This window comes from Streptomyces spiramyceticus, from assembly GCF_028807635.1.
In the GTDB taxonomy this organism is placed as follows: domain Bacteria; phylum Actinomycetota; class Actinomycetes; order Streptomycetales; family Streptomycetaceae; genus Streptomyces; species Streptomyces spiramyceticus.
In genome coordinates, this window is the sequence record NZ_JARBAX010000001.1 from 2,992,501 (window position 1) to 3,011,020 (window position 18,520).

Here is an 18,520-nt window from a genome sequence, read left to right on the forward strand (position 1 = left end):
GCTGTGCGTCCTCCACCCTGCGGAGCAGGCGGATCAGCATGTCGCCGAGCGAGGCGCGCTCGTCGCCCGACAGGTCCTGGAGCAGGTCTTCCTCGAAGCTCGACGCCATCCGCATCGCTTCGAGCCACTTCGCGCGGCCTTCGTCGGTCAGCTCCACGATCACCCGTACGCGGTTCTTCTCGTCGCGGTCCCGGGTGACCAGGCCGTCGGCCGCCATCCGGTCGATGCGGTGGGTCATGGCGGCCGGGGTGAGGCCGAGGCGCTTCGCGAGTTCGCCGGGGCCCAGGCGGTAGGGGGCGCCGGAGACCACGAGGGTCTTGAGGACTTCCCACTCGGTGTTGCTGATGCCGAGCGCGGCGACCTGACGGCCGTACGCGACGTTCATCCGGCGGTTGAGGCGGCCCAGGGCCGAGACGACCTTCTCGACCTGGGGGTCAAGGTCGCCGTACTCCCGCTGATAGGCGGCGATCTGTTCGTCGAGGCTCGGCTCCTGGAGGCCGGGCGGCTCTGGGGTCTCAGGCATGCCGCGCAGTATGGCACGCCAGCCGTTCGCCATTAAGTCCTTCAGTGTGTACTGTTGAGGATCTAACTTTAGCTTTGAAGTCTTCAGGCTTCAGCTCTTCTCTTCGAAACTTCGAACTTCGAAACAAGGCAGGTGAGTGTGACCAGGGCGATGGGTGCCGCGATGCACCGGATTCAGATGGGGAACGCGCTGAGTGCGTTCGGTGTGGGGTTCACCGTTCCGTATCTGTATGTGTACGTGGCTCAGGTGCGGGATCTCGGCGCGAGTACGGCAGGTGTCGTGCTCGCCGTGTTCGCGGTGGCAGCCCTGATCGTCCTGCCGTTCACCGGGCGGGTCATCGACCGGCGCGGGCCGCTGCCCGTGCTCGTGGCGGCCGCGGTCACCGCCTCCGCGGGTGCCCTGTTCATGGGGCTTTCGGACGGCGTGCCGACGGCTCTGCTGTCCGCCGCCCTTCTCGGCGCGGGTACGGCGGTCATGCAGCCGGCGCTCGCCACGATGATCGTGTGGTGCTCCACGCCCGCCACCCGTACGCGGGCCTTCGCCATGCAGTTCTTCCTCGCGAACCTCGGCCTCGGCATCGGTGGTCTCATCGGCGGTCTGCTCGTCGACGCGAGCCGGCCGGACAGCTTCATGCTGCTCTTCAGCATTGAAGCGGTGATGTTCCTGGTGCTCGCCGCGATCGGTGCGAGCGTCAAGCTGCCGCGCGCGGCGGTCATCCCCGGCGCCATGCCGCAGGACGACGCCGGGCCCAAGGGCGGGCTCCGGGCGCTGCTGAAGCACCGGGCCATGGTGCAGCTGTGCGGGCTCGGGTTCGTACTGTTCTTCGCCTGTTACGGGCAGTTCGAGTCAGGTCTTGCCGCCTACGGCACCGAGGCCGCCGGGATCCAGCCCTCGACGCTCGGGATCGCGCTGGCGGCCAATACCGCCGTCATCGTGATTGCGCAGTTCGTGGTGCTGCGCCTGGTCGAGCGGCGGCGGCGTTCGCGCGTCATCGCACTGGTCGGGCTCATCTGGGCGTTCGCGTGGATTGTCGCGGGTTACGCGGGCCTTGGGCACGGCAGCCAGACGATGGCCACGGCCGCGTTCGTCTCGACGTACGCCCTCTTCGGGCTCGGCGAGGCGATGCTGTCGCCGACCGTCGCGCCGCTGGTCGCCGACCTGGCGCCGGATTCGATGGTCGGGCAGTACAACTCGGCCTTCGCGCTGGTCAAGCAGCTCGCGCTGGCCGTCGGCCCTGCCGTGGGCGGGCCGATGGGCGCGTCGCTGCACGCGCCGTACATCCTCACCTTCATCGCCTTCTCGCTGGGCATCAGCGTCCTGGCGCTGCGGCTCGGCAAGCAGCTCACGGCGGCTCAGGACCGGCCGCTGCCCACGAAGTCGCTGGTCGTCGCTTCGAGCGCGGGCGCGGGCGTGCCCGAGAAGGATCTCGCGCCGGCCGGCTGAATCAGGCCGTGGGCAGTGCGAATTCGCACCAGACCGCCTTGCCGCCTCCCGGCGTACGGCGGCTGCCCCAGGACGAGGCGATCGTCGCGACGATCGAGATGCCGCGGCCCGCTTCGTCCACCGGTTCGGCGCGCCGGCGGCGCGGCAGGTGGTCGTCGCCGTCCGTCACCTCGATGATCAGGCGGCGGTCGGTGCGGCGCAGACGCAGGCGCATCGGCGGGGTGCCGTGCTGGAGGGAGTTGGCGACGAGCTCGCTCGCCGCCAGTACGCCCAGGTCGCAGAGCTCCATCGGGAAACGCCAGGAGGCGAGGACTCCCGTCGCGAAGGCGCGGGCCCTGGGTGCCGCCTCGATGCCGCCGAGGAGCTCCAGCGCGGCGTTGTGGAAGAGCTCGGCGTCCTGGCCCGTGCGGGTGGGGTGCTGGAGGACCAGGACGGCTACGTCGTCGTCGTGGTCGGCGGTGACGCCCAGCGCGCGGATGAGGCGGTCGCAGACGACCTGGGGTGTGCCGGTGGCGCCGGACAGGGCCCTCTCCAGTGCGGCGACGCCCTCGTCGATGTCCTCGCGGCGGCGCTCGACGAGACCGTCCGTATAGAGGACAGCGGTGGAGCCGGGCGGAAGGGCGATCGTGCCCGAGGTGTGGAGCCAGCCGCCGGTGCCGAGCGGAGGGCCCGTGTGGTCCTCGGCGCGGCGGACCGTGCCGTCCTCTTCGCGGACGAGGATCGGGAGGTGGCCGGCCGACGCGTAGACGAGGCGGCCCTCGTTGGGGTCGTGGACGGCGTACGCGCAGGTGGCGATCTGGCTGGCGTCGATCTCGGCGGCCAGACCGTCGAGGAGCTGAAGGACCTCGTGGGGCGGGAGGTCCAGGCGGGCGTACGCCCGGACCGCTGTGCGGAGCTGGCCCATGACGGCGGCGGCGCGTACGCCGCGGCCCATGACGTCGCCGATGACCAGGGCCGTACGGCCGGCGCCGAGGGTGATGACGTCGTACCAGTCGCCGCCGACCGCAGCGTCCGTACCGCCTGGCTGGTATGTGGCTGCAATGCGGAGGTCGTCGGGCTGCTCCAGCTCCTGCGGGAGGAGCGAGCGCTGGAGGGTTACGGCGGTCTCGCGCAGGCGGCGCTCGCTGGCGCGCAGCCGCTCGGCGGCCTCGGCATGGTCGGTGACGTCGGTGGCGAAGATGAGGACGCCGCCCTCGGATCCGTGGCCCTCGGATCCGCGGCTCTCGGATCCGCTGTCTTCTGTTCCGCTGCCTTCGGTTCCGTCTGTTCCGTCGTCTTCGCCGGGTCCCTGCGTTTCGCTGCCCGGGATCTCGATGGGCGTGCACGTGATCGTGTACGAGCCGCCCTTGGGCACCTTGCGGGACTTGACGGTGCGGGGCGTACCGCTGCGCAGGACCTGGTCCAAGAGCGGGAGCAGGCCCAGTTCTTCGAGCTCGGGCAGGGCACTGGCGGCGGGGTCGCCGGGCTCTCTGTGGCCGAAGGCTGCGGCGTAGGCGTCGTTGACGTACGCGACGCGGTGCTCCGGGCCGTACACGAGAGCGACCAGGGCGGGGACGCTGCCGAGGATCTCGCGGACGGAGAGGCCCGCAAGGACGGGCAGGGAGCCTTCTCCGGGCTCGTCCGACCCGTGCGCGGGCTGCCTGCCGTACTCACCTCGGGCTGCCGGCACGGCGCCGCGGTCGGTCCGCGCTGCCGCGCGGCGCTGCGTTCCGGGGAGCCGGGCGCTCCAGCGCGTGAAGTTCACTGACTTTCAAGCCTCATGGTGTCGCGTTGCTGTCGCTGTTGGGGCTGAGCTGTCTCTGCTGTCTCGGCTGTCTCGCTGGTCGTGCTTGCGGCGGGTCACTCTGTGCAGGTGTGGGCCCACCTATGGTCACACGCCCAGTGTGACCGACCGCACTGACAGTCGTCAGTTCGTCTTGGGGGGTTCCGCACCCGCCGCCAGTTCGAATTCGGCGCGCGGATGTTCCAGCGAGCCGAGTGAAACGATCTCGCGTTTGAAGAGTCCCGCGAGTGTCCATTCGGCGAGGACCCGGGCCTTCCGGTTGAAGGTCGGCACCCGGCTGAGGTGGTACGTACGGTGCATCAGCCAGGCCGGATAGCCCTTGAGCTTACGGCCGTAGACATGCGCGACGCCTCTGTGGAGGCCGAGCGAAGCGACCGAACCGGCGTATTTGTGCTCGTAGTTCTTGAGCGGCTCGCCGCGCAGTGAGGCCAGGAGGTTGTCGGCGAGGACCTTGGCCTGGCGTACGGCGTGCTGGGCGTTGGGCGCGCACTCCTTGCCCGGCTCGTCCGCGGTGAGGTCGGGGACGGCGGCGGCGTCTCCGGCCGCCCAGGCGTGTTCCGTTCCTTCGATCGTGAGCTTGGCGGTGGCCGAGAGGCGGCCTCGGCCGTTCAGGGGGAGGTCGCTCGCGGCGAGGACGGGGTGCGGCTTGACGCCCGCGGTCCACACGACGGTGCGGGTGCGGAAGCGGGAGCCGTCGCTGAGGACGGCGATACGGTCGGCGCAGGAGTCGAGGCGGGTTTCCAGGCGTACGTCGATATTGCGGCTGCGCAGTTCACGGATCGCGTACTTGCCCATCTCCTCGCCGACCTCGGGGAGGATGCGGCCGGAGGCCTCGACGAGGATCCACTTCATGTCCTCGGCCTTGATGTTGTGGTAGTAGCGCGAGGCGTAACGGGCCATGTCCTCCAGCTCGCCGAGCGCTTCGACTCCCGCGTATCCGCCACCGACGAAGACAAAGGTGAGCGCGGCGTCACGGACGGCCGGGTCGCGGGTGGCGGAGGCGATGTCCATCTGCTCGATGACGTGGTTGCGCAGGCCGATGGCCTCTTCGACGGTCTTGAAACCGATGGCGTAGTCGGCCAGACCAGGGATGGGGAGAGTGCGGGAGATCGAGCCGGGCGCGAGGACCAGTTCGTCGTACGTGATCTCGATGGCGCCGGTGCCCTCTTCCTCGGTGGCGAGGGTGGTCACGGTCGCGGTGCGCTTGGCGTGGTCGATGGACTTGGCCTCGCCGATGACGATCTTGCACTTGTTCAGTACGCGGCGGAGCGGGACCACGACATGGCGCGGCGAGATGGAACCGGCCGCGGCTTCGGGCAGGAACGGCTGGTAGGTCATATAGGGGTCCGGCGACACCACGATGACCTCGGCCTCGCCGCTCCTCAGCTTCCGCTGGAGGTGCAGCGCGGTGTACATCCCGACGTAGCCGCCGCCGACAACGAGAATGCGCGCAGGTTCATTCACTGTCCCATGACGCAACGCCCTCAGGAGTTTGTCCACAGGCCCGGCAAATTGTGTGACCGGAGGTCATGCGTGGCGCAGGGTGTGGAAATTCCTCGCCCCATCGGAAGGTTTGCAGGTCAGAGGGTGAGGACGAGGGGTGGGAAGGGGCGGAATCAGGAAGGTTCCGGTCCATACTCCGTTCGGGCGGACGCTCCGTGCGGAACAACCCCCTTCTGAATCCACCCCCGCTCAACTATGTTCGTATCTCGTCGGGGCGGCCGGGTATGCGGTCCCGGCCGACTGTCAGGGCGGGGAGTCTCCGGGGGGAGACATCATTACCGGGGGAACGCTGATGCACATTCAGGACTCTCATTGGCAAAATGCCGTCGCTTCGGACGGCAACGTGCGCGCGGGGACGGGAGGATCCCGCTCCGCGCCGCTGCGCGTGGATGCACAGCGCAATCTTGAGCATGTACTGCGAGCCGCTCGCGAGGTGTTCGGCGAGCTGGGCTACGGGGCGCCGATGGAAGATGTGGCGCGACGGGCCAGGGTCGGGGTCGGGACGGTCTACCGCCGGTTCCCGAGCAAGGACGTACTGGTTCGCCGCATAGCTGAGGAGGAGACCTCCCGGCTGACCGACCAGGCGCGTACGGCCCTGGGGCAGGAGGACGAGCCGTGGTCGGCGCTGTCCCGTTTCCTGCGTACTTCGGTGGCGTCCGGCGCGGGCCGGCTGCTGCCGCCGCAGGTGCTGCGGGTGGGCGTCGATGTCGATGCTGACGCAGGTGTCGGTGGCGGTGCTGCTGGTGCCGGTATCGGTGCAGACAGGTCGGCTGTCGTGCTGGAAGAGGCCAGGGTGCCGCAGCAGCGGCAGCCGGGCGTTGCGGCGGGGCCGGATCTGCGGCTGGTCGAGCAGCGGCCCATGGGCCTTGTGGCGGACAGCGACGAGAGCGACGACGCGGGCGCCGCGGCGCTGCTCGAAGTCGTGGGCCGGCTGGTGGACCGGGCGCGTGCGTCCGGTGAGCTGCGTGGTGATGTGACGGTGGCCGATGTGCTGCTGGTGATAGCCACGGCGGCTCCTTCGCTGCCGGATGCGGCGCAGCAGGCGGCGGCTTCGACGCGGCTGCTGGACATCCTGCTGGAGGGGCTGCGGTCCAGGCCCGCGTAGGGAGCTCGGTTGTTGTCCGTCGGCTCGCTCGTCCGCCTGGTGGTGGGCGGGCGAGCTGTTCGGCTGCGCGGGACTTGCCGAACCGGGGTTGCTGAACTGTTGAACCTTCCCCGATCGGGTGAGCGCTAGTGCTCTCTTCCGGGAAAACTCCTCGGACGAGTGGTTGCCCAGTCCGACCGGCTGACCCTGATGGGCTCTGTGGGATTCTTGGCCGTGTTCCGGTCCAAGGGTGCTTACGGGGGCTTCCGCTATGGGTGTTGAAGGGCGGGACGAGCCGCTCGACCGTGCCGGTGCGGAGCCGGGGGCGCTGACTCCACCGCAGGTGCCGAGCCAGGGTGGGACCGGCCGGACAGATGGTGATGCCGGGGGTGGGACCGTACTGCCGGGGCCGTGGCCGCCTGCCGGTGACGGCGGTGATGCCGGTGATGGCGTGAGCGTCGTGCCCATGCAGCGGACGCCGTCCTCCGACGCCGCGCTGATCCAGCGGATGCGCGGCGGCGACGACAGCGCGTACGAGGAGCTGTACCGGAGGCACTCGGGAGCCGTACGGCGGTACGCCCGTACGTGCTGCCGGGACGCGCACACCGCCGACGACCTGACGGCCGAAGTCTTCGCGCGCACGCTGCAGGCGGTACGCAGGGGCGCGGGCCCGGAGCAGGCCGTACGGGCGTACCTGCTGACGACGGTGCGGCGTGTCGCCGCGGCCTGGACGAAGACGGCCAAGCGTGAGCACCTGGTGGAGGACTTCGCGCTGTTCGCGGCGCAGTCCGCGCGCTCGACGGAGGTCTCGGACGACGACACGCTGGAGCTGGGCGCCGACGTGCGGGCCATGCACGAGGCCGAGCAGACGCTGGCCATGCAGGCCTTCCGCAGTCTGCCGGAGCGCTGGCAGGCCGTGCTCTGGCACACCACGGTCGAGGAGGAGTCGCCGAGCGAAGTGGCTCCGCTGTTCGGGCTGACCGCCAACGCCACGGCGGTGCTGGCCAGCCGGGCGCGCGAGGGCCTCAAGCAGGCGTACCTCCAGGCGCATGTGAGCACCGCGCTCACGGCGGGCGGGGACTGCGCGCGGTACGCCGACCGGCTGGGCGCGTATGCCCGGGGCGGTTTGCGGATGCGGGCCGAGCGGGGGCTGCGCAAGCATCTGGAGGAGTGCGCGAACTGCCGGGTGGCCGCCGGTGAGCTGAGTGATGTCAACGCCGGGATTCCCGCGCTGCTTCCGGTCGCGGTCATCGGCTGGTTCGCCGGCGGGTACGCGATCAAGGCTGCCGGGCTGGTGGTGGGTGGCGCTGCGGGGGCTGCCGGGGCGGCGGGTGCGGGGGCTGCGGCGGCCGCGAGCGGGGGGAGTTCGGCGGGAGGTGCGGCAGGCGCCGCCGGCGGGGAAGCGCTCGGTGCGCCGGCGAAGGCGGCGATCGCGGCGGCCGTGGCGGTCACGGTGGCCGCCGGGGTGGTGTTCGCCCTCGCGGGCGACGATGCGAAGCCCAAGCCGAAGCCGCCGGTGGCGAAGCCGTCGGTCGCGCAGCCCGTCGTACCGCAGAAGCCGAGCCCGGAGCCGCCCGAGCCGCCTGTGCCTCCGGCGCCCGAGCCTGCGCCGCCCGCGCCGCCGAAGCCGTCGCCGTCCCCTACGCCGAAGCCGAAGCCGAAGCCGTCGCCGTCCCCTACGCCGAAGCCGAAGCCGAAGCCGTCGCCGTCCGAGGCGGAGCCCAAGCCGCCCGCGCCGAAGCCTCCGCCGCCTGGGCCGAGCCCCACGCCGACGCCGACGCCGACTCCCAAGCCGCCGCCCCCGCCGCCTCCTGCGCCGGTCGTCTACCAGGTGAACAAGCTGGAGTACGGGACGTTCGGCGACCACACCAGGCCCGAGGTGCGGCTCGGTGAGAGCAGCTGGCTGTGGCAGCGCTGGGGCATGTCGATCGGCGGTGTGCAGTACGGGCACGGGGTGACGGTGCATGCGGAGTCGTCCGTCACCATCGACCTCAACCGGAAGTGCGAAACGTATGACGCGCTGGTCGGTGTCGACGACATGACCATGGGATTTGGGGCGGTGCGTTTCTCTTTGTACGGGGACGGGGCGCTGCTTTGGCAGTCACGGGTGGTGCGGGCGGGCGATGCGGCTGTGCCGGCTCATGCGGACGTCTCGGGGCGCGAGGCGATTCGGCTTGTCGCCGAGCCGGAGCTTGCGCATGAGTCGATGGCGTTGGCCGACTGGGCGCAGTCGCGGATCAGTTGCGGTGGTGAGTAGCGGGGGCGCCGGTGCGTGTGCGGTGCAGGCGCGTGTCTAATGTGGGCGCGTGTCCTATGCGGGCGCGTGTCCTATGCGGCTTGCCTGCGGCGCTGTTCCCCTCCCCGCCCCTTCCCGAAACTGGGGGCAAGCCCCCAGACCCCCGGACGAAGTCTGGGGGAGTGTCCTCAAACGCCGGACAGGCTGAATTCGGCCCGCTTCGTCAGAGTGCGCGTCTCGGGGGGACCCCGCCCGCCACCGCTCTCTGGCGCGGGGCCGCCGTGCCCGTCCAGCATGTGCCCCGGCGCGACACCAGGCGGCGCAGCCACAGCTCCGTGGACACCAGGTCCGCCAGGCCGTCCAGGGGGACCGGCTCGCCGTCGGCTGCGGCGCGCAGTGCCTTGCGTACGACGCGGGCCTCGACCAGGCCCGCGTCGGCCAGCAGCGGCGCGTCGAACAGTGCGATCAAGTCGCCGACGGCGGCGCGCAGTCCGGCGCGGGCCGCCGCTGCCGATGAGGCGTGCGACGTGGCTCCCCACCCGGGCGGCAGGTCCTGGATGCCTGCGCCGGACAGGACCGCGCGCAGGATGGCGGCCCGGGCGCCGGGCTGGACGCGCAGGGATTCGGGGAGGGTACGGGCCGCCCGTACGACCTGGTTGTCGAGGAACGGCGCGTGCAGGCGCTGGCTGCGGACCTCCGCCGCCTGCTCGAAGACGCGGTGGTCGGCGGCGGCGCGGGCCAGGGCGGCTCGCGCGCGGGCCTCGCCGGGGCGTTGTACGGACGCGGGCCTGAGGGCCGACTCCCGGAGGCGAACCGATACTTCTGCGAGTGCCTCGCCCGTGAGCCAGCGCGCGGCCGGGCCCGGCCGGGTCCACGCGAGGGCGGCCAGCGAGGCGTCCAGTGCGCCGCCTGTGCCGTTGCCTGCGCCCCTTGCGCCGGGCTCGTCGAAGCGGCGCTCCTTCAGGCGGCCCGCCGCCTCCTCGATGCCCGCGCGGTACGGCGTACGGGCAAGACGGCGCGCGGCGCGGTAGACGGTCAGCGGGATGAACAGAGAGTGGGCCGAGGGGCCTTCGACCTTCGCCAGGGCGGCCACGGGGCGCAGGAGATCACGCCGTCTGCGGTCCATGAGGAGGTCGGCCAGCCGGGCGGGGTGGGCGTCGAGGACCTGGCGGGCGCCGTTGCCCGTGAAGTGGTCGGCGCTGCCCGCCACGAGGCGGCGGCGGTGGCGCTCGGCCGTGACCAGGGACGGCCCCGGCTCGTCGGTGAGCGGGCCGCTGTCCAGGTCGGCGTACGGGAGGGCCTCTTCGCCGGCTGCGACGACGACGTGGTGCAGGCGCGGGTTGGCGGCGATGGCCCCGGCCCGCTCCAGTTCGGCTTCGCGGCCCGGCCCTTCGGCGGCCAGGTCGTTGAAGGTGACGGCAAGCAGGCGCTCTCCGGCGCCTGTGCCGTGGCCCAGGACCGTCCCCGGCAGGCCGGGCAGGCCCGCCGCGAGGAGGGCGAGTGTGGCGGAGGCGCTGCCGCCGGAGAGGTCGGCGCCGATGCCGGGTACGGGCCCGCCCCGGGCGGCGCGGCGCTCGGCGGGCCCCATGCCGGGCACGGGCCCGGGGTCGGGCGGCACGGTCTCGGGGGCGTGGCGCGGTGCGGTGAGTCTGGCCCGTACGGCTTCGACGAGGGCCTCGCGGACGCCGTCGACGGCCCGCTGCGGGTCGAGTTGGGGCGCGGCCACGGCCAGGGACGCGACTTGCTCGTACCCGGTGATCTCGCGTGAGCCCTCGCGCAGTACGAGCGCGTGCCCGGGAGGGATGCGCCGTACACCGGCGTACGGAGTTCCGTCGCGCAGTGCCTCGGGCACGTCGGGACACGCGAGCAGCGCCGCGAGGTGGCCGATGTCGAGCTGTGCCTCGATGAGGTCGGCGAGCGGGAGCGCGGCGGTGGCGTACGCGGTGCCATTGGCCCAGGGCGTATAGAAGACGGGGCGGGCTCCTGCCAGGTCACCCACCACGGTGACGCGGCGGCCGACCTGGACGACGACCGTATAGCTGCCGGCCCAGGCGGTCAGATGCCGCAGTGCGCCGCCGCGCGCCGCGAAGAGGCCGACGCGCAGTTCTTCGTCGGAGGCTCCGCAACAGCCGAGGACGGCGAGGCGGGTGAAGGGGTCGACGCTGATGGTGCGGACCTCGTCGGGACGCCAGTCGCCGACGGCCCACAGGGGGTCGGGGTCGCCCCACAGGAGCTGGGAGCCGACCGGGTGCACGGTGCGGGACTCGTCGTCCGAACTGCCGGGCGCATGCGAACTGCCCGGCGCATGCGAGCCGTTGGCGGCGCCGGCCGAACCGGGCGTGCCGACCGCCCCCACTGTCCCAAAGCTGGCGGCGACACTGCTCCACCCCACCAACCACCGCATCGCCGCCTCCACAGCCTGTGGACAACCAAACGCACGTACCGAAGCAGCTTGAATCAGCTTCGAACCGGCTTCGGGACCATGCTGCCACGACAACGGGCTGCAGGAGGGCCTACGGAGAGCGTGCGGGCAAGTCAATGCGCCCGCTGCGCAAAGGACTTCGGCGTCTCTGGGCGACAGGCGCCATTCAGCCATTCTGAGAGCGCACCGAAGCCGCGGGTGAACGCACAGTCCGGGAGGCGCTGTTCGCCTCCCGGACCGGTCCGCCGCCAGCGGGGATGTAGGCGGCGGTGTCCCCCAGCCCACTGGATCCAGTGCAGCGGGCCGACCCACGCAACTCCATGGAAGCGCTCCCGTCCGGGCCGGGCGAGAGCGCAGGCCGGGCGCACGGCCACACAGCGGGAGCACGGGAGGCGTCCGCAGCATTTCTGTAACTACAACAATCTCGCCATACGGACCATCCCCCCTTAACGGTCGGGAGGCGGAGAACTACGCTGGGTTTCCTGATGTCCTGCGCGGGGCGCATATACCGGCTGGGCTGGCCGCGTGGTTGTGCGGGCGGGAAAGCCGGGTATGTCCCGCCGGACGGCCGTCTGTGTCGAGGGGTGGCGCATGTCCAGGGAGCAACGCGGGCCGAACGAAAAGCTCGGCACGGTTCTCGCCCTCGCGGGAATCAGCAACGCCGGCCTGGCGAGGCGGGTCAATGATCTCGGGTCGCAGCGCGGGCTGACACTTCGTTACGACAAGACGTCGGTGGCCCGGTGGGTGTCGAAGGGCATGGTGCCGCAGGGCGCCGCGCCCCACCTCATCGCCGCCGCCATCGGCGCCAAGCTCGGCAGGCCCGTGCCGCTGCACGAAATCGGCCTGGCCGACGCCGACCCGGCGCCGGAGGTGGGCCTTGCCTTCCCGCGCGACGTATCGGCGGCGGTGCGGTCGGCGACCGAGCTGTACCGGCTGGATCTGGCGGGCAGGCGGGCCGGCGGCGGGGGCATCTGGCAGTCGCTGGCCGGGTCCTTCGCGGTCAGTGCGTACGCCACGCCCGCGTCCCGCTGGCTCATAACCCCGGCCGACTCGTCCGTCGCGCGCGACTCCACGGCCGACGAGAGCGCGTCGGACGCGACGCCGCTGCGCGTGGGGCACAGTGATGTGGCGAAGCTGCGGGAGGCGGCCGAGGACGCGCGGCGCTGGGACTCCAAGTACGGGGGCGGGGACTGGCGTTCGTCGATGGTCCCGGAGTGCTTACGGGTTGACGCGGCCCCGCTGCTGCTCGGCTCGTACACCGACGACGTGGGTCGCTCCCTCTTCGGCGCCACCTCCGAGCTGACCCGGCTGGCCGGGTGGATGGCCTTCGACACCGGGCAGCAGGAGGCCGCCCAGCGGTACTACATCCAGGCGCTGCGGCTCGCGAGGGCGGCGGCCGATGTGCCGCTGGGCGGGTACATCCTGGCGTCGATGTCGCTCCAGGCGACCTACCGCGGTTTCGCCGACGAGGGCGTCGACCTGGCGCAGGCCGCCCTGGAGCGGAACCGGGGTCTGGCGACCGCCCGCACCATGAGCTTCTTCCGTCTGGTGGAGGCGCGCGCGCACGCGAAGGCGAGCGACGCGCAGGCGGCGGGGGCCGCGCTGAAGGCGGCGGAGGGGTGGCTGGAGCGGGCACGGGAGGGCGACGCGGACCCGTCCTGGCTGGGCTTCTACTCGTACGACCGGTTCGCGGCCGATGCGGCGGAGTGCTACCGCGACCTGAAGGCGCCGCGGCAGGTACGGCGCTTCACGGAGCAGGCGCTGTCGCGGCCGACGGAGGAGTTCGTACGCTCGCACGGGCTGCGCCTGGTGGTGTCGGCCGTGGCCGAACTGGAGTCCGGGAACCTGGACGCGGCGTGCGCGGCGGGTACGCGGGCGGTGGAGGTGGCGGGGCGGATCTCGTCGGCGCGTACGACGGAGTACGTACGGGACCTGCTGCACCGGCTGGAGCCGTACGGGGACGAGCCGCGGGTGGCGGAGCTGCGGGAGCGGGCGCGGCCGCTGCTGGTGGCGCCCGCGTAACCCTCCGGGCTTGGTTCGGTTCTGGGCGCTTGGTCCGGTTCCGTGCTCTTGTTCCGTTCTGCGCTTGGTTTGAAGGCGTTGTCAGTGGGTCAGTGCATCATCGGGAGTCAGGGGGCGCTCCCTGGAAGACACGGGCCGGCCGGGGTGGGAGGTGAAGCGGCGATGACGAACGCGACGGCGTACGACTGCGATGTGCTGGTGATCGGCGCCGGGATCGTCGGGCTCTCGGCTGCCTATGCGATCACGCGGGCCGCACCCGGGACGCGCGTGGTGGTGCTGGAGAAGGAGCGGGGCCCCGCCCTGCACCAGACCGGGCGCAACAGCGGCGTCATCCACAGCGGCATCTACTACCGGCCGGGCTCGCTCAAGGCGCGGTACGCGGTGCGGGGCGCGGCCGAGATGGTGAAGTTCTGCGCCGAGCACGGCATCGCGCACGAGATCACCGGCAAGCTGATCGTCGCGACAGACCGGGCGGAGCTGCCGAGGCTGCACGCGCTGGTGCAGCGGGGGCGGGAGAACGGCATTCCGGTGCGGGAGCTCGGGCCCGCGCAGATAACGGAGTACGAGCCGAATGTGCGGGGCCTGGCCGCGATCCAGGTGGCCACGACCGGCGTCTGCGATTTCGGGGCGGTCGCGGCGCAGCTCGCGGAGAACCTGGTCGCGTCGGGCGCGGAGATCCGGTACGGCGCGGAGGCCGAGGTCGTCGACCGGCGGCCCTGGGGCGTCGCGGTGCGGACGGCGGACAGGGCGGTGGTGCGGGCGCGGGTTCTGGTGAACTGCGCGGGGCTGCACTGCGACCGGGTCGCGCGGCTGGCGGGCGACGACCCCGGGATGCGGATCGTTCCGTTCCGGGGCGAGTACTACGAGCTGGGCCGCCCGGAGCTGGTGCGCGGCCTGGTCTACCCGGTGCCGGATCCGGCGTTCCCCTTCCTGGGGGTGCACCTCACCCGGGGCATCGACGGTGGCGTGCACGTCGGGCCGAACGCGGTGCCGGCGCTGGCCAGGGAGGGGTACGCCTGGTCGGCGATCCGGCCGGGGGAGCTGGCGGGGACGCTCGGCTGGCCGGGGTCCTGGCGAATCGCCCGACGGCACTGGCGGTACGGCGCCGGTGAGCTGCACCGCTCGCTGTCGAAGCGGGCCTTCGCGCGGGCGGTGGGGCGGCTGCTGCCGGAGGTGACGGAGGCAGACCTGCGGCCCACCCCGGCGGGGGTACGGGCGCAGGCGGTGCTGCGGGACGGGACGCTGGTCGACGACTTCCTGATCCGGGAGGCACCGCGCACGATCCACGTCCTGAACGCGCCTTCCCCGGCGGCGACGGCGTCACTCCCGATCGGGAGGCAGGTGGCTCGGCGGGCGCTGGGGGTGTTGGGGGCGGTGTAGTGGGGGGGCGGTGGCGCGGGGCGCGGGTGCGCGGGGCGCGGTGGCTGTTGCGGTGCGGGACGCCGGTGCGGGACGCCGGTGCGGGACGCCGGTGCGGGACGCCGGTGCGGGACGCCGGTGCGGGACGCCGGTGCGGGACGCCGGCGGCGACCCCTCCCCACCCCCTTCCCGGCTGTGACATTTGCGGCTCCGCCGCGTAAGGGGGCGAGCCCCGGACCCCCGGCCCCCCGGACCCCCACGCGGCAGCCGCAAAGTGTCACAGCGGGAAGGGGCGGAGTAGGGAATAGATCCCGCGACGCGGCGCAGCCACCTCGCCGTAGAATCGGGGCATTGTGTCTGAGTCCTCCAGCGTCCGCCCCGCCGTCGCCACCACCACCGCCGTCTCCCCCTTCCACCGCGCGAAGGGCGAGCCCCGCTTCCCCGGCGGGCCCGCGCCCGACCCCGCCGGGTCTCACCACGAGCGGCGGATCCGCAGTTTCCAGCCGCGGCGCAGCCGGGTGACCACGGGGCAGGCCGACGCCCTGGAGCGGCTGTGGCCCCAGTGGGGTCTCGACATCGACGGGCAGCGCGTCCTCGACCTCGACGAGCTCTTCGGCGGCCGCGGCCTCCCCGTCGTCCTGGAGATCGGGTTCGGGATGGGCGAGGCCACCGTGCAGATGGCCGCCGAAGACCCCCGCACCGGCATCCTCGCCGTCGACGTCCACACTCCCGGCCAGGGCAACCTCCTCGGGCTCGCGGAGCGCAACGGGCTCACCAACATCCGGGTGGCGAACGGCGACGCGATCATCCTGATCCGCGAGATGCTCCCGCCCGCCTCCCTCGCCGGGCTGCGCGTCTACTTCCCCGACCCCTGGCCGAAGAAGCGCCACCACAAGCGGCGCCTCATCCAGCCCGACTTCCTGACCCTCGCCGCGCCCCGCCTCGCGCCCGGCGCGACCGTGCACTGTGCGACCGACTGGGAGCCGTACGCCGAGCAGATGCTGGAAGTGCTCACCGCGCACCCCGACTTCGAGAACACCGTGCCGGACGGCGGCTACGCGCCCCGGCCCGAGTTCCGGCCGCTGACCCGCTTCGAGGGCCAGGGCCTCGACAAGGGCCATGTGGTGCACGACCTGTTGTTCCGCCGTAAGTAGCTGACTGAGCACTTCACTGACAAGTCACTGAGTAGGTAACCCCTTCGCCAGTGTCAGTGGCCCTCGCTAGGGTCATTGGGTGTACGAGTCGCCTCCGCACCCACGGCAGGATCCGGCGGTCCCGGACTGTGAGCAGCAGCCGCAGTTCCCCGCCGTACCTCCGCGTGCGCACTGGCGCTACAAGCCGCGCCGCGCATGGTGGCGCAGCAAGGCGGTGCGCGCGGGGGCGGTGATCACGCTGCTCGCGCTCTGCGCGCTGGTGATCCTCGCGATCGTCCGGGACGAGACCGGCACCCACGGCTTCCTTGTCGGCCTCGGTCTGGCGGTGCTGCCGGTGCCGCTGCTGACCGCGGCGTTCCGCTGGCTGGACCGGGTGGAGCCGGGCCCCTGGCGGAATCTGATATTCGCCTTCGCCTGGGGCGCGTTCGCCGCCGCCCTCGTCGCGATCATCGCGAACAGTTTCGCCACCCGCTGGATAGCCACGGCCACCGCCGACCCGACGAGCGCCGACACTCTCGGCGCGACGGTGATAGCGCCGGTCGTCGAGGAGAGCGCGAAGGCGGCGGCCGTGCTGCTGATCTTCGTCTTCCGCAGACGGGAGTTCACCGGGATCGTCGACGGCGTGGTCGTCGCCGGTTTCACCGCGACCGGCTTCGCGTTCACCGAGAACATCCTCTATCTGGGCAACGCCTTCGGTGAGGACCAGGTCGCGGGCGCCTCCGGCCTCGCGTCCGTGACCGCGGCGACCTTTTTCGTACGCATCGTGATGTCGCCGTTCGCGCACCCGCTGTTCACGGTGTGCACGGGCATCGGCTTCGGCATCGCCGCGCTCGCGCCACCGCGCTGGGGGCGGGTGCGCCGTGTCGCGCTGCCGCTGCTCGGCCTGGCGTTCGCGATGGGTGTGCACGCCCTGTGGAACGGCTCGGCGGCCTTCGGTCCGTACAGCTTCTACGCGGTGTACGCCCTCTTCATGGTCCCCGCCTTCGCGCTGCTGACCTGGCTGGTGGTGTGGACGCGCCAGCGCGAGCTGCGCACCATATCCGCCGAGCTGCCCGCGTACGCCGCCGCCGGCTGGCTGGCCGCCACCGAGCCGCTCGCCCTCTCCTCCATGCGGGCCCGCTCGCTGGCGCGCAACGCGGCCGGACGCACGCCCGGCGGCCGGGCAGCGGCTCGTGCGGTGGCCGAGTACGAGGCGTTCGCGACGTCCCTGGCCTTCTTGCGCCACCGGGCACACCGGGGCACCGTGGGTCCGGACTTCGCGGCCCGCGAGCAGGAGCTGCTGCACCATCTGTGGCAGCGCAGGGATGTGGCCGGGCCCGCCCTGGAGTACGCGGCGCGGGCGACGGGCAGAGTGCGCATGCTGCCGCCGTGGCCGCCGCACCCCGCGCCCTACCGGGACTACACGGCGTACAACCCGTACCGCCAGCAGTAGACGCACAGGACGCAAGCAGCAGACGCACAGCAGCAGATGAACAGCACAGACCGGCAGCCTTGGCGTCGGGGGGTGTGCGCCGAGGCTGCCGGGGACTGTGGAAACGGCTATGTGGAAGCGGCTATGTGGAAACGGCTAGACGCTGAGGCCCTTGCCGCGCAGCCAGGCCGCCGGGTCGATGCCGTCGCCACCGGGCGTGTGCACTTCGAGGTGCAGGTGCGCGCCGGTGACATTGCCGGTGGCGCCCACGCGGCCGATGACCTCGCCGGTGGAGACCTTCTGGCCGACGCTGACGCCGATCGAGGACTGGTGGCTGTACGAGACCTCCGTGCCGTCCTCCAGCTCGATCACCGTGTGGTAGCCGTACGAGCCGGACCAGCCGGCCGACTTGACGGTGCCGCCGTGCACGGCCTTGAGCGGCGTGCCCGTCGGGGCGGCGAAGTCGAGGCCCGTGTGGTAGCCGGAGGACCACATCGAACCGGCCTGGCCGAAGGTCGAGCTGATCGTGTACGAGGAGAGCGGCATGGCGTAGCTCGCGGCGAGCTTGGCGAGGCGCTCCTCCTCGGCCTTGGCCGCCGCGGCCTCCTCGGCCTTGCGCTTCTCCTCCGCGGCCTTCGCCTCCGCCTCGCGCTTCTCCTCGGCGGCCTTGTCCTCCGCGGCGCTCTGCTGCTTGGCGGCCTCGGCGGCGGCCTTCTCGGCGGCCTCCCTCTCGGCGGCCTCCTTCGCCTCGGCGTCGGCCGCGTCCTGCTGCTGCTCGGCCTGCTGGAGGATGCGGGCGCGCAGTGCCTCGCCCGCGTCGGTGGTGCCCTGCTGCGCGTCTGCGGTGGTGACGCCGGCGCTGGTGAGCGGGGCCGCGGCCACGACCGCTTCACCCGCGGTGGCCAGGTCGGTGGTGTCCGAGTCGTCGGACATGAGGGAGCCGACGCCGGGAAGGGACTCGGCGTCGGGCAGTGAGTCGGCTATCGCGTCGGGAAGGGAGATCGAAACCCGCGGCTTGTCCTGCGCGGTCGCGATGCCGCCCGCGCCGACAGCGGCGATGACGCCGACGCCGAGAACGGTCGAGCTACGGCCGATTCCGCCGCGCTGCTTGGCGACGCGGTGACGGCCGCGTACGGGCCGGACGGACTCGGCGGTGGGGTTCCACTCTTCCCAGGTCCCCTCCCCGGCGCCGAAAGCATCGGTGTCGTTCGGCACCCCGTAAGGGGGCAGGGTGGCTTCGGGGGCAGGCCTGTTTGACGCCACGGAGGCGTGCTCCTTTCCTTCCTTCTCGCCTACCGGGTTAGCTGACGGGTTCGGAGCAGGAAGGTCTCCTACGAGCCTCTCCGTACGTACGAGACGTACGAAGGCCGGCCCGATTCACCCCAAGGAATGGTTCCCCGGTTCCCTTGCGGAATTCGGCGCGTGCGCACGGTGTCGTCTCTTGCGACGACTGGGACGACCGCGCTGCGTTATCGAACGTTAATAGACAGGGGGGTCCGTTTCCAAGCTGTTCCCGGTGATCGTTAACGGCATTGGCCCGCACCAATCAGGACACAACTGACCACAATCGGGCGAGTTGA

General features: G+C 71.9%; 12 protein-coding genes and 1 riboswitch (1 of these 13 cut by a window edge). Of the genes, 7 read left to right on the plus strand and 5 right to left on the minus strand.

What is annotated here, in order from left to right; translation table 11 throughout:
- A protein-coding gene (locus PXH83_RS13405; RefSeq protein ID WP_214921326.1) for a MarR family winged helix-turn-helix transcriptional regulator crosses the window boundary here: on the minus strand, positions 1 to 523 show its 5' portion. 35 nt of this gene lie to the left of the window's left edge; the window shows 523 of its 558 coding nt (coding positions 1-523); it begins with the start codon at positions 521 to 523; its stop codon lies beyond the left edge, outside the window.
- Between the two features lie 150 nt (positions 524 to 673).
- Here PXH83_RS13405 and PXH83_RS13410 point away from each other — a divergent pair, with 150 nt between their 5' ends.
- Positions 674 to 1,966 carry an MFS transporter gene (locus PXH83_RS13410; protein ID WP_274562812.1) on the plus strand — a complete coding sequence of 431 codons (1,293 nt, stop codon included), beginning with the start codon at positions 674 to 676 and terminating at the stop codon, positions 1,964 to 1,966.
- Between the two features lies 1 nt (position 1,967).
- Here the strand turns inward: PXH83_RS13410 and PXH83_RS13415 are convergent, their stop codons facing one another.
- Together PXH83_RS13415 and PXH83_RS13420 are read right to left on the minus strand one after the other, a co-directional pair.
- Positions 1,968 to 3,710: an ATP-binding SpoIIE family protein phosphatase gene (locus tag PXH83_RS13415; protein WP_274560214.1), complete on the minus strand. Its 1,743-nt coding sequence runs from the start codon at positions 3,708 to 3,710 to the stop codon at positions 1,968 to 1,970.
- 162 nt (positions 3,711 to 3,872) lie between these two features.
- Positions 3,873 to 5,165 carry an NAD(P)/FAD-dependent oxidoreductase gene (locus PXH83_RS13420; protein WP_420803221.1) on the minus strand — a complete coding sequence of 431 codons (1,293 nt, stop codon included), beginning with the start codon at positions 5,163 to 5,165 and terminating at the stop codon, positions 3,873 to 3,875.
- 379 nt (positions 5,166 to 5,544) lie between these two features.
- Between PXH83_RS13420 and PXH83_RS13425 the strand changes: the two genes are divergently transcribed.
- Positions 5,545 to 6,357, plus strand: a complete 813-nt coding sequence (locus PXH83_RS13425; protein ID WP_274560218.1) for a TetR/AcrR family transcriptional regulator — start codon at positions 5,545 to 5,547, stop codon at positions 6,355 to 6,357.
- 250 nt (positions 6,358 to 6,607) lie between these two features.
- Entirely contained in the window at positions 6,608 to 8,593 is a 1,986-nt protein-coding gene (locus PXH83_RS13430; RefSeq protein ID WP_420803163.1) for a sigma-70 family RNA polymerase sigma factor, read from the plus strand.
- A gap of 202 nt (positions 8,594 to 8,795) precedes the next feature.
- Here the strand turns inward: PXH83_RS13430 and PXH83_RS13435 are convergent, their stop codons facing one another.
- Entirely contained in the window at positions 8,796 to 10,976 is a 2,181-nt protein-coding gene (locus PXH83_RS13435; protein ID WP_274560220.1) for an asparagine synthase-related protein, read from the minus strand.
- 609 nt (positions 10,977 to 11,585) lie between these two features.
- Between PXH83_RS13435 and PXH83_RS13440 the strand changes: the two genes are divergently transcribed.
- The 4 genes from PXH83_RS13440 (at position 11,586) to PXH83_RS13455 (ending at position 16,961) form a co-directional block, all read left to right on the plus strand.
- Complete coding sequence (locus PXH83_RS13440) at positions 11,586 to 13,016, plus strand: NsdA family TPR-like regulatory protein (protein ID WP_214921332.1); 1,431 nt, start codon at positions 11,586 to 11,588, stop codon at positions 13,014 to 13,016.
- Positions 13,017 to 13,178: 162 nt separating this feature from the next.
- Positions 13,179 to 14,396, plus strand: coding sequence for an L-2-hydroxyglutarate oxidase (lhgO, locus tag PXH83_RS13445; RefSeq protein WP_274560223.1), 1,218 nt, complete (start codon positions 13,179 to 13,181; stop codon positions 14,394 to 14,396).
- Positions 14,397 to 14,728: 332 nt separating this feature from the next.
- Positions 14,729 to 15,529 (plus strand): tRNA (guanosine(46)-N7)-methyltransferase TrmB, encoded by an 801-nt coding sequence (gene trmB, locus PXH83_RS13450; RefSeq protein ID WP_274560225.1) that lies wholly within the window; start codon positions 14,729 to 14,731, stop codon positions 15,527 to 15,529.
- A 79-nt stretch (positions 15,530 to 15,608) separates the two neighbouring features.
- On the plus strand, positions 15,609 to 16,961 hold the full coding sequence (locus PXH83_RS13455; RefSeq protein WP_274560227.1) for a PrsW family intramembrane metalloprotease: 1,353 nt from the start codon (positions 15,609 to 15,611) through the stop codon (positions 16,959 to 16,961).
- 135 nt (positions 16,962 to 17,096) lie between these two features.
- Here the strand turns inward: PXH83_RS13455 and PXH83_RS13460 are convergent, their stop codons facing one another.
- Positions 17,097 to 18,203, minus strand: a complete 1,107-nt coding sequence (locus PXH83_RS13460) for a M23 family metallopeptidase (RefSeq protein WP_274560229.1) — start codon at positions 18,201 to 18,203, stop codon at positions 17,097 to 17,099.
- Between the two features lie 11 nt (positions 18,204 to 18,214).
- A riboswitch (cyclic di-AMP (ydaO/yuaA leader) is annotated at positions 18,215 to 18,371 on the minus strand.
- Positions 18,372 to 18,520 lie beyond the last annotated feature (149 nt).

Coding starts and splice junctions, on each gene's coding strand:
- PXH83_RS13410 (WP_274562812.1), top strand. CDS start 674: ATGGGTGCCGCGATGCACCGGATTCAGATGGGGAACGCGCTGAGTGCG.
- PXH83_RS13420 (WP_420803221.1), bottom strand. CDS start 5,165: ATGTACACCGCGCTGCACCTCCAGCGGAAGCTGAGGAGCGGCGAGGCC.
- PXH83_RS13425 (WP_274560218.1), top strand. CDS start 5,545: ATGCACATTCAGGACTCTCATTGGCAAAATGCCGTCGCTTCGGACGGC.
- PXH83_RS13430 (WP_420803163.1), top strand. CDS start 6,608: ATGGGTGTTGAAGGGCGGGACGAGCCGCTCGACCGTGCCGGTGCGGAG.
- PXH83_RS13435 (WP_274560220.1), bottom strand. CDS start 10,976: ATGCGGTGGTTGGTGGGGTGGAGCAGTGTCGCCGCCAGCTTTGGGACA.
- PXH83_RS13440 (WP_214921332.1), top strand. CDS start 11,586: ATGTCCAGGGAGCAACGCGGGCCGAACGAAAAGCTCGGCACGGTTCTC.
- lhgO (WP_274560223.1), top strand. CDS start 13,179: ATGACGAACGCGACGGCGTACGACTGCGATGTGCTGGTGATCGGCGCC.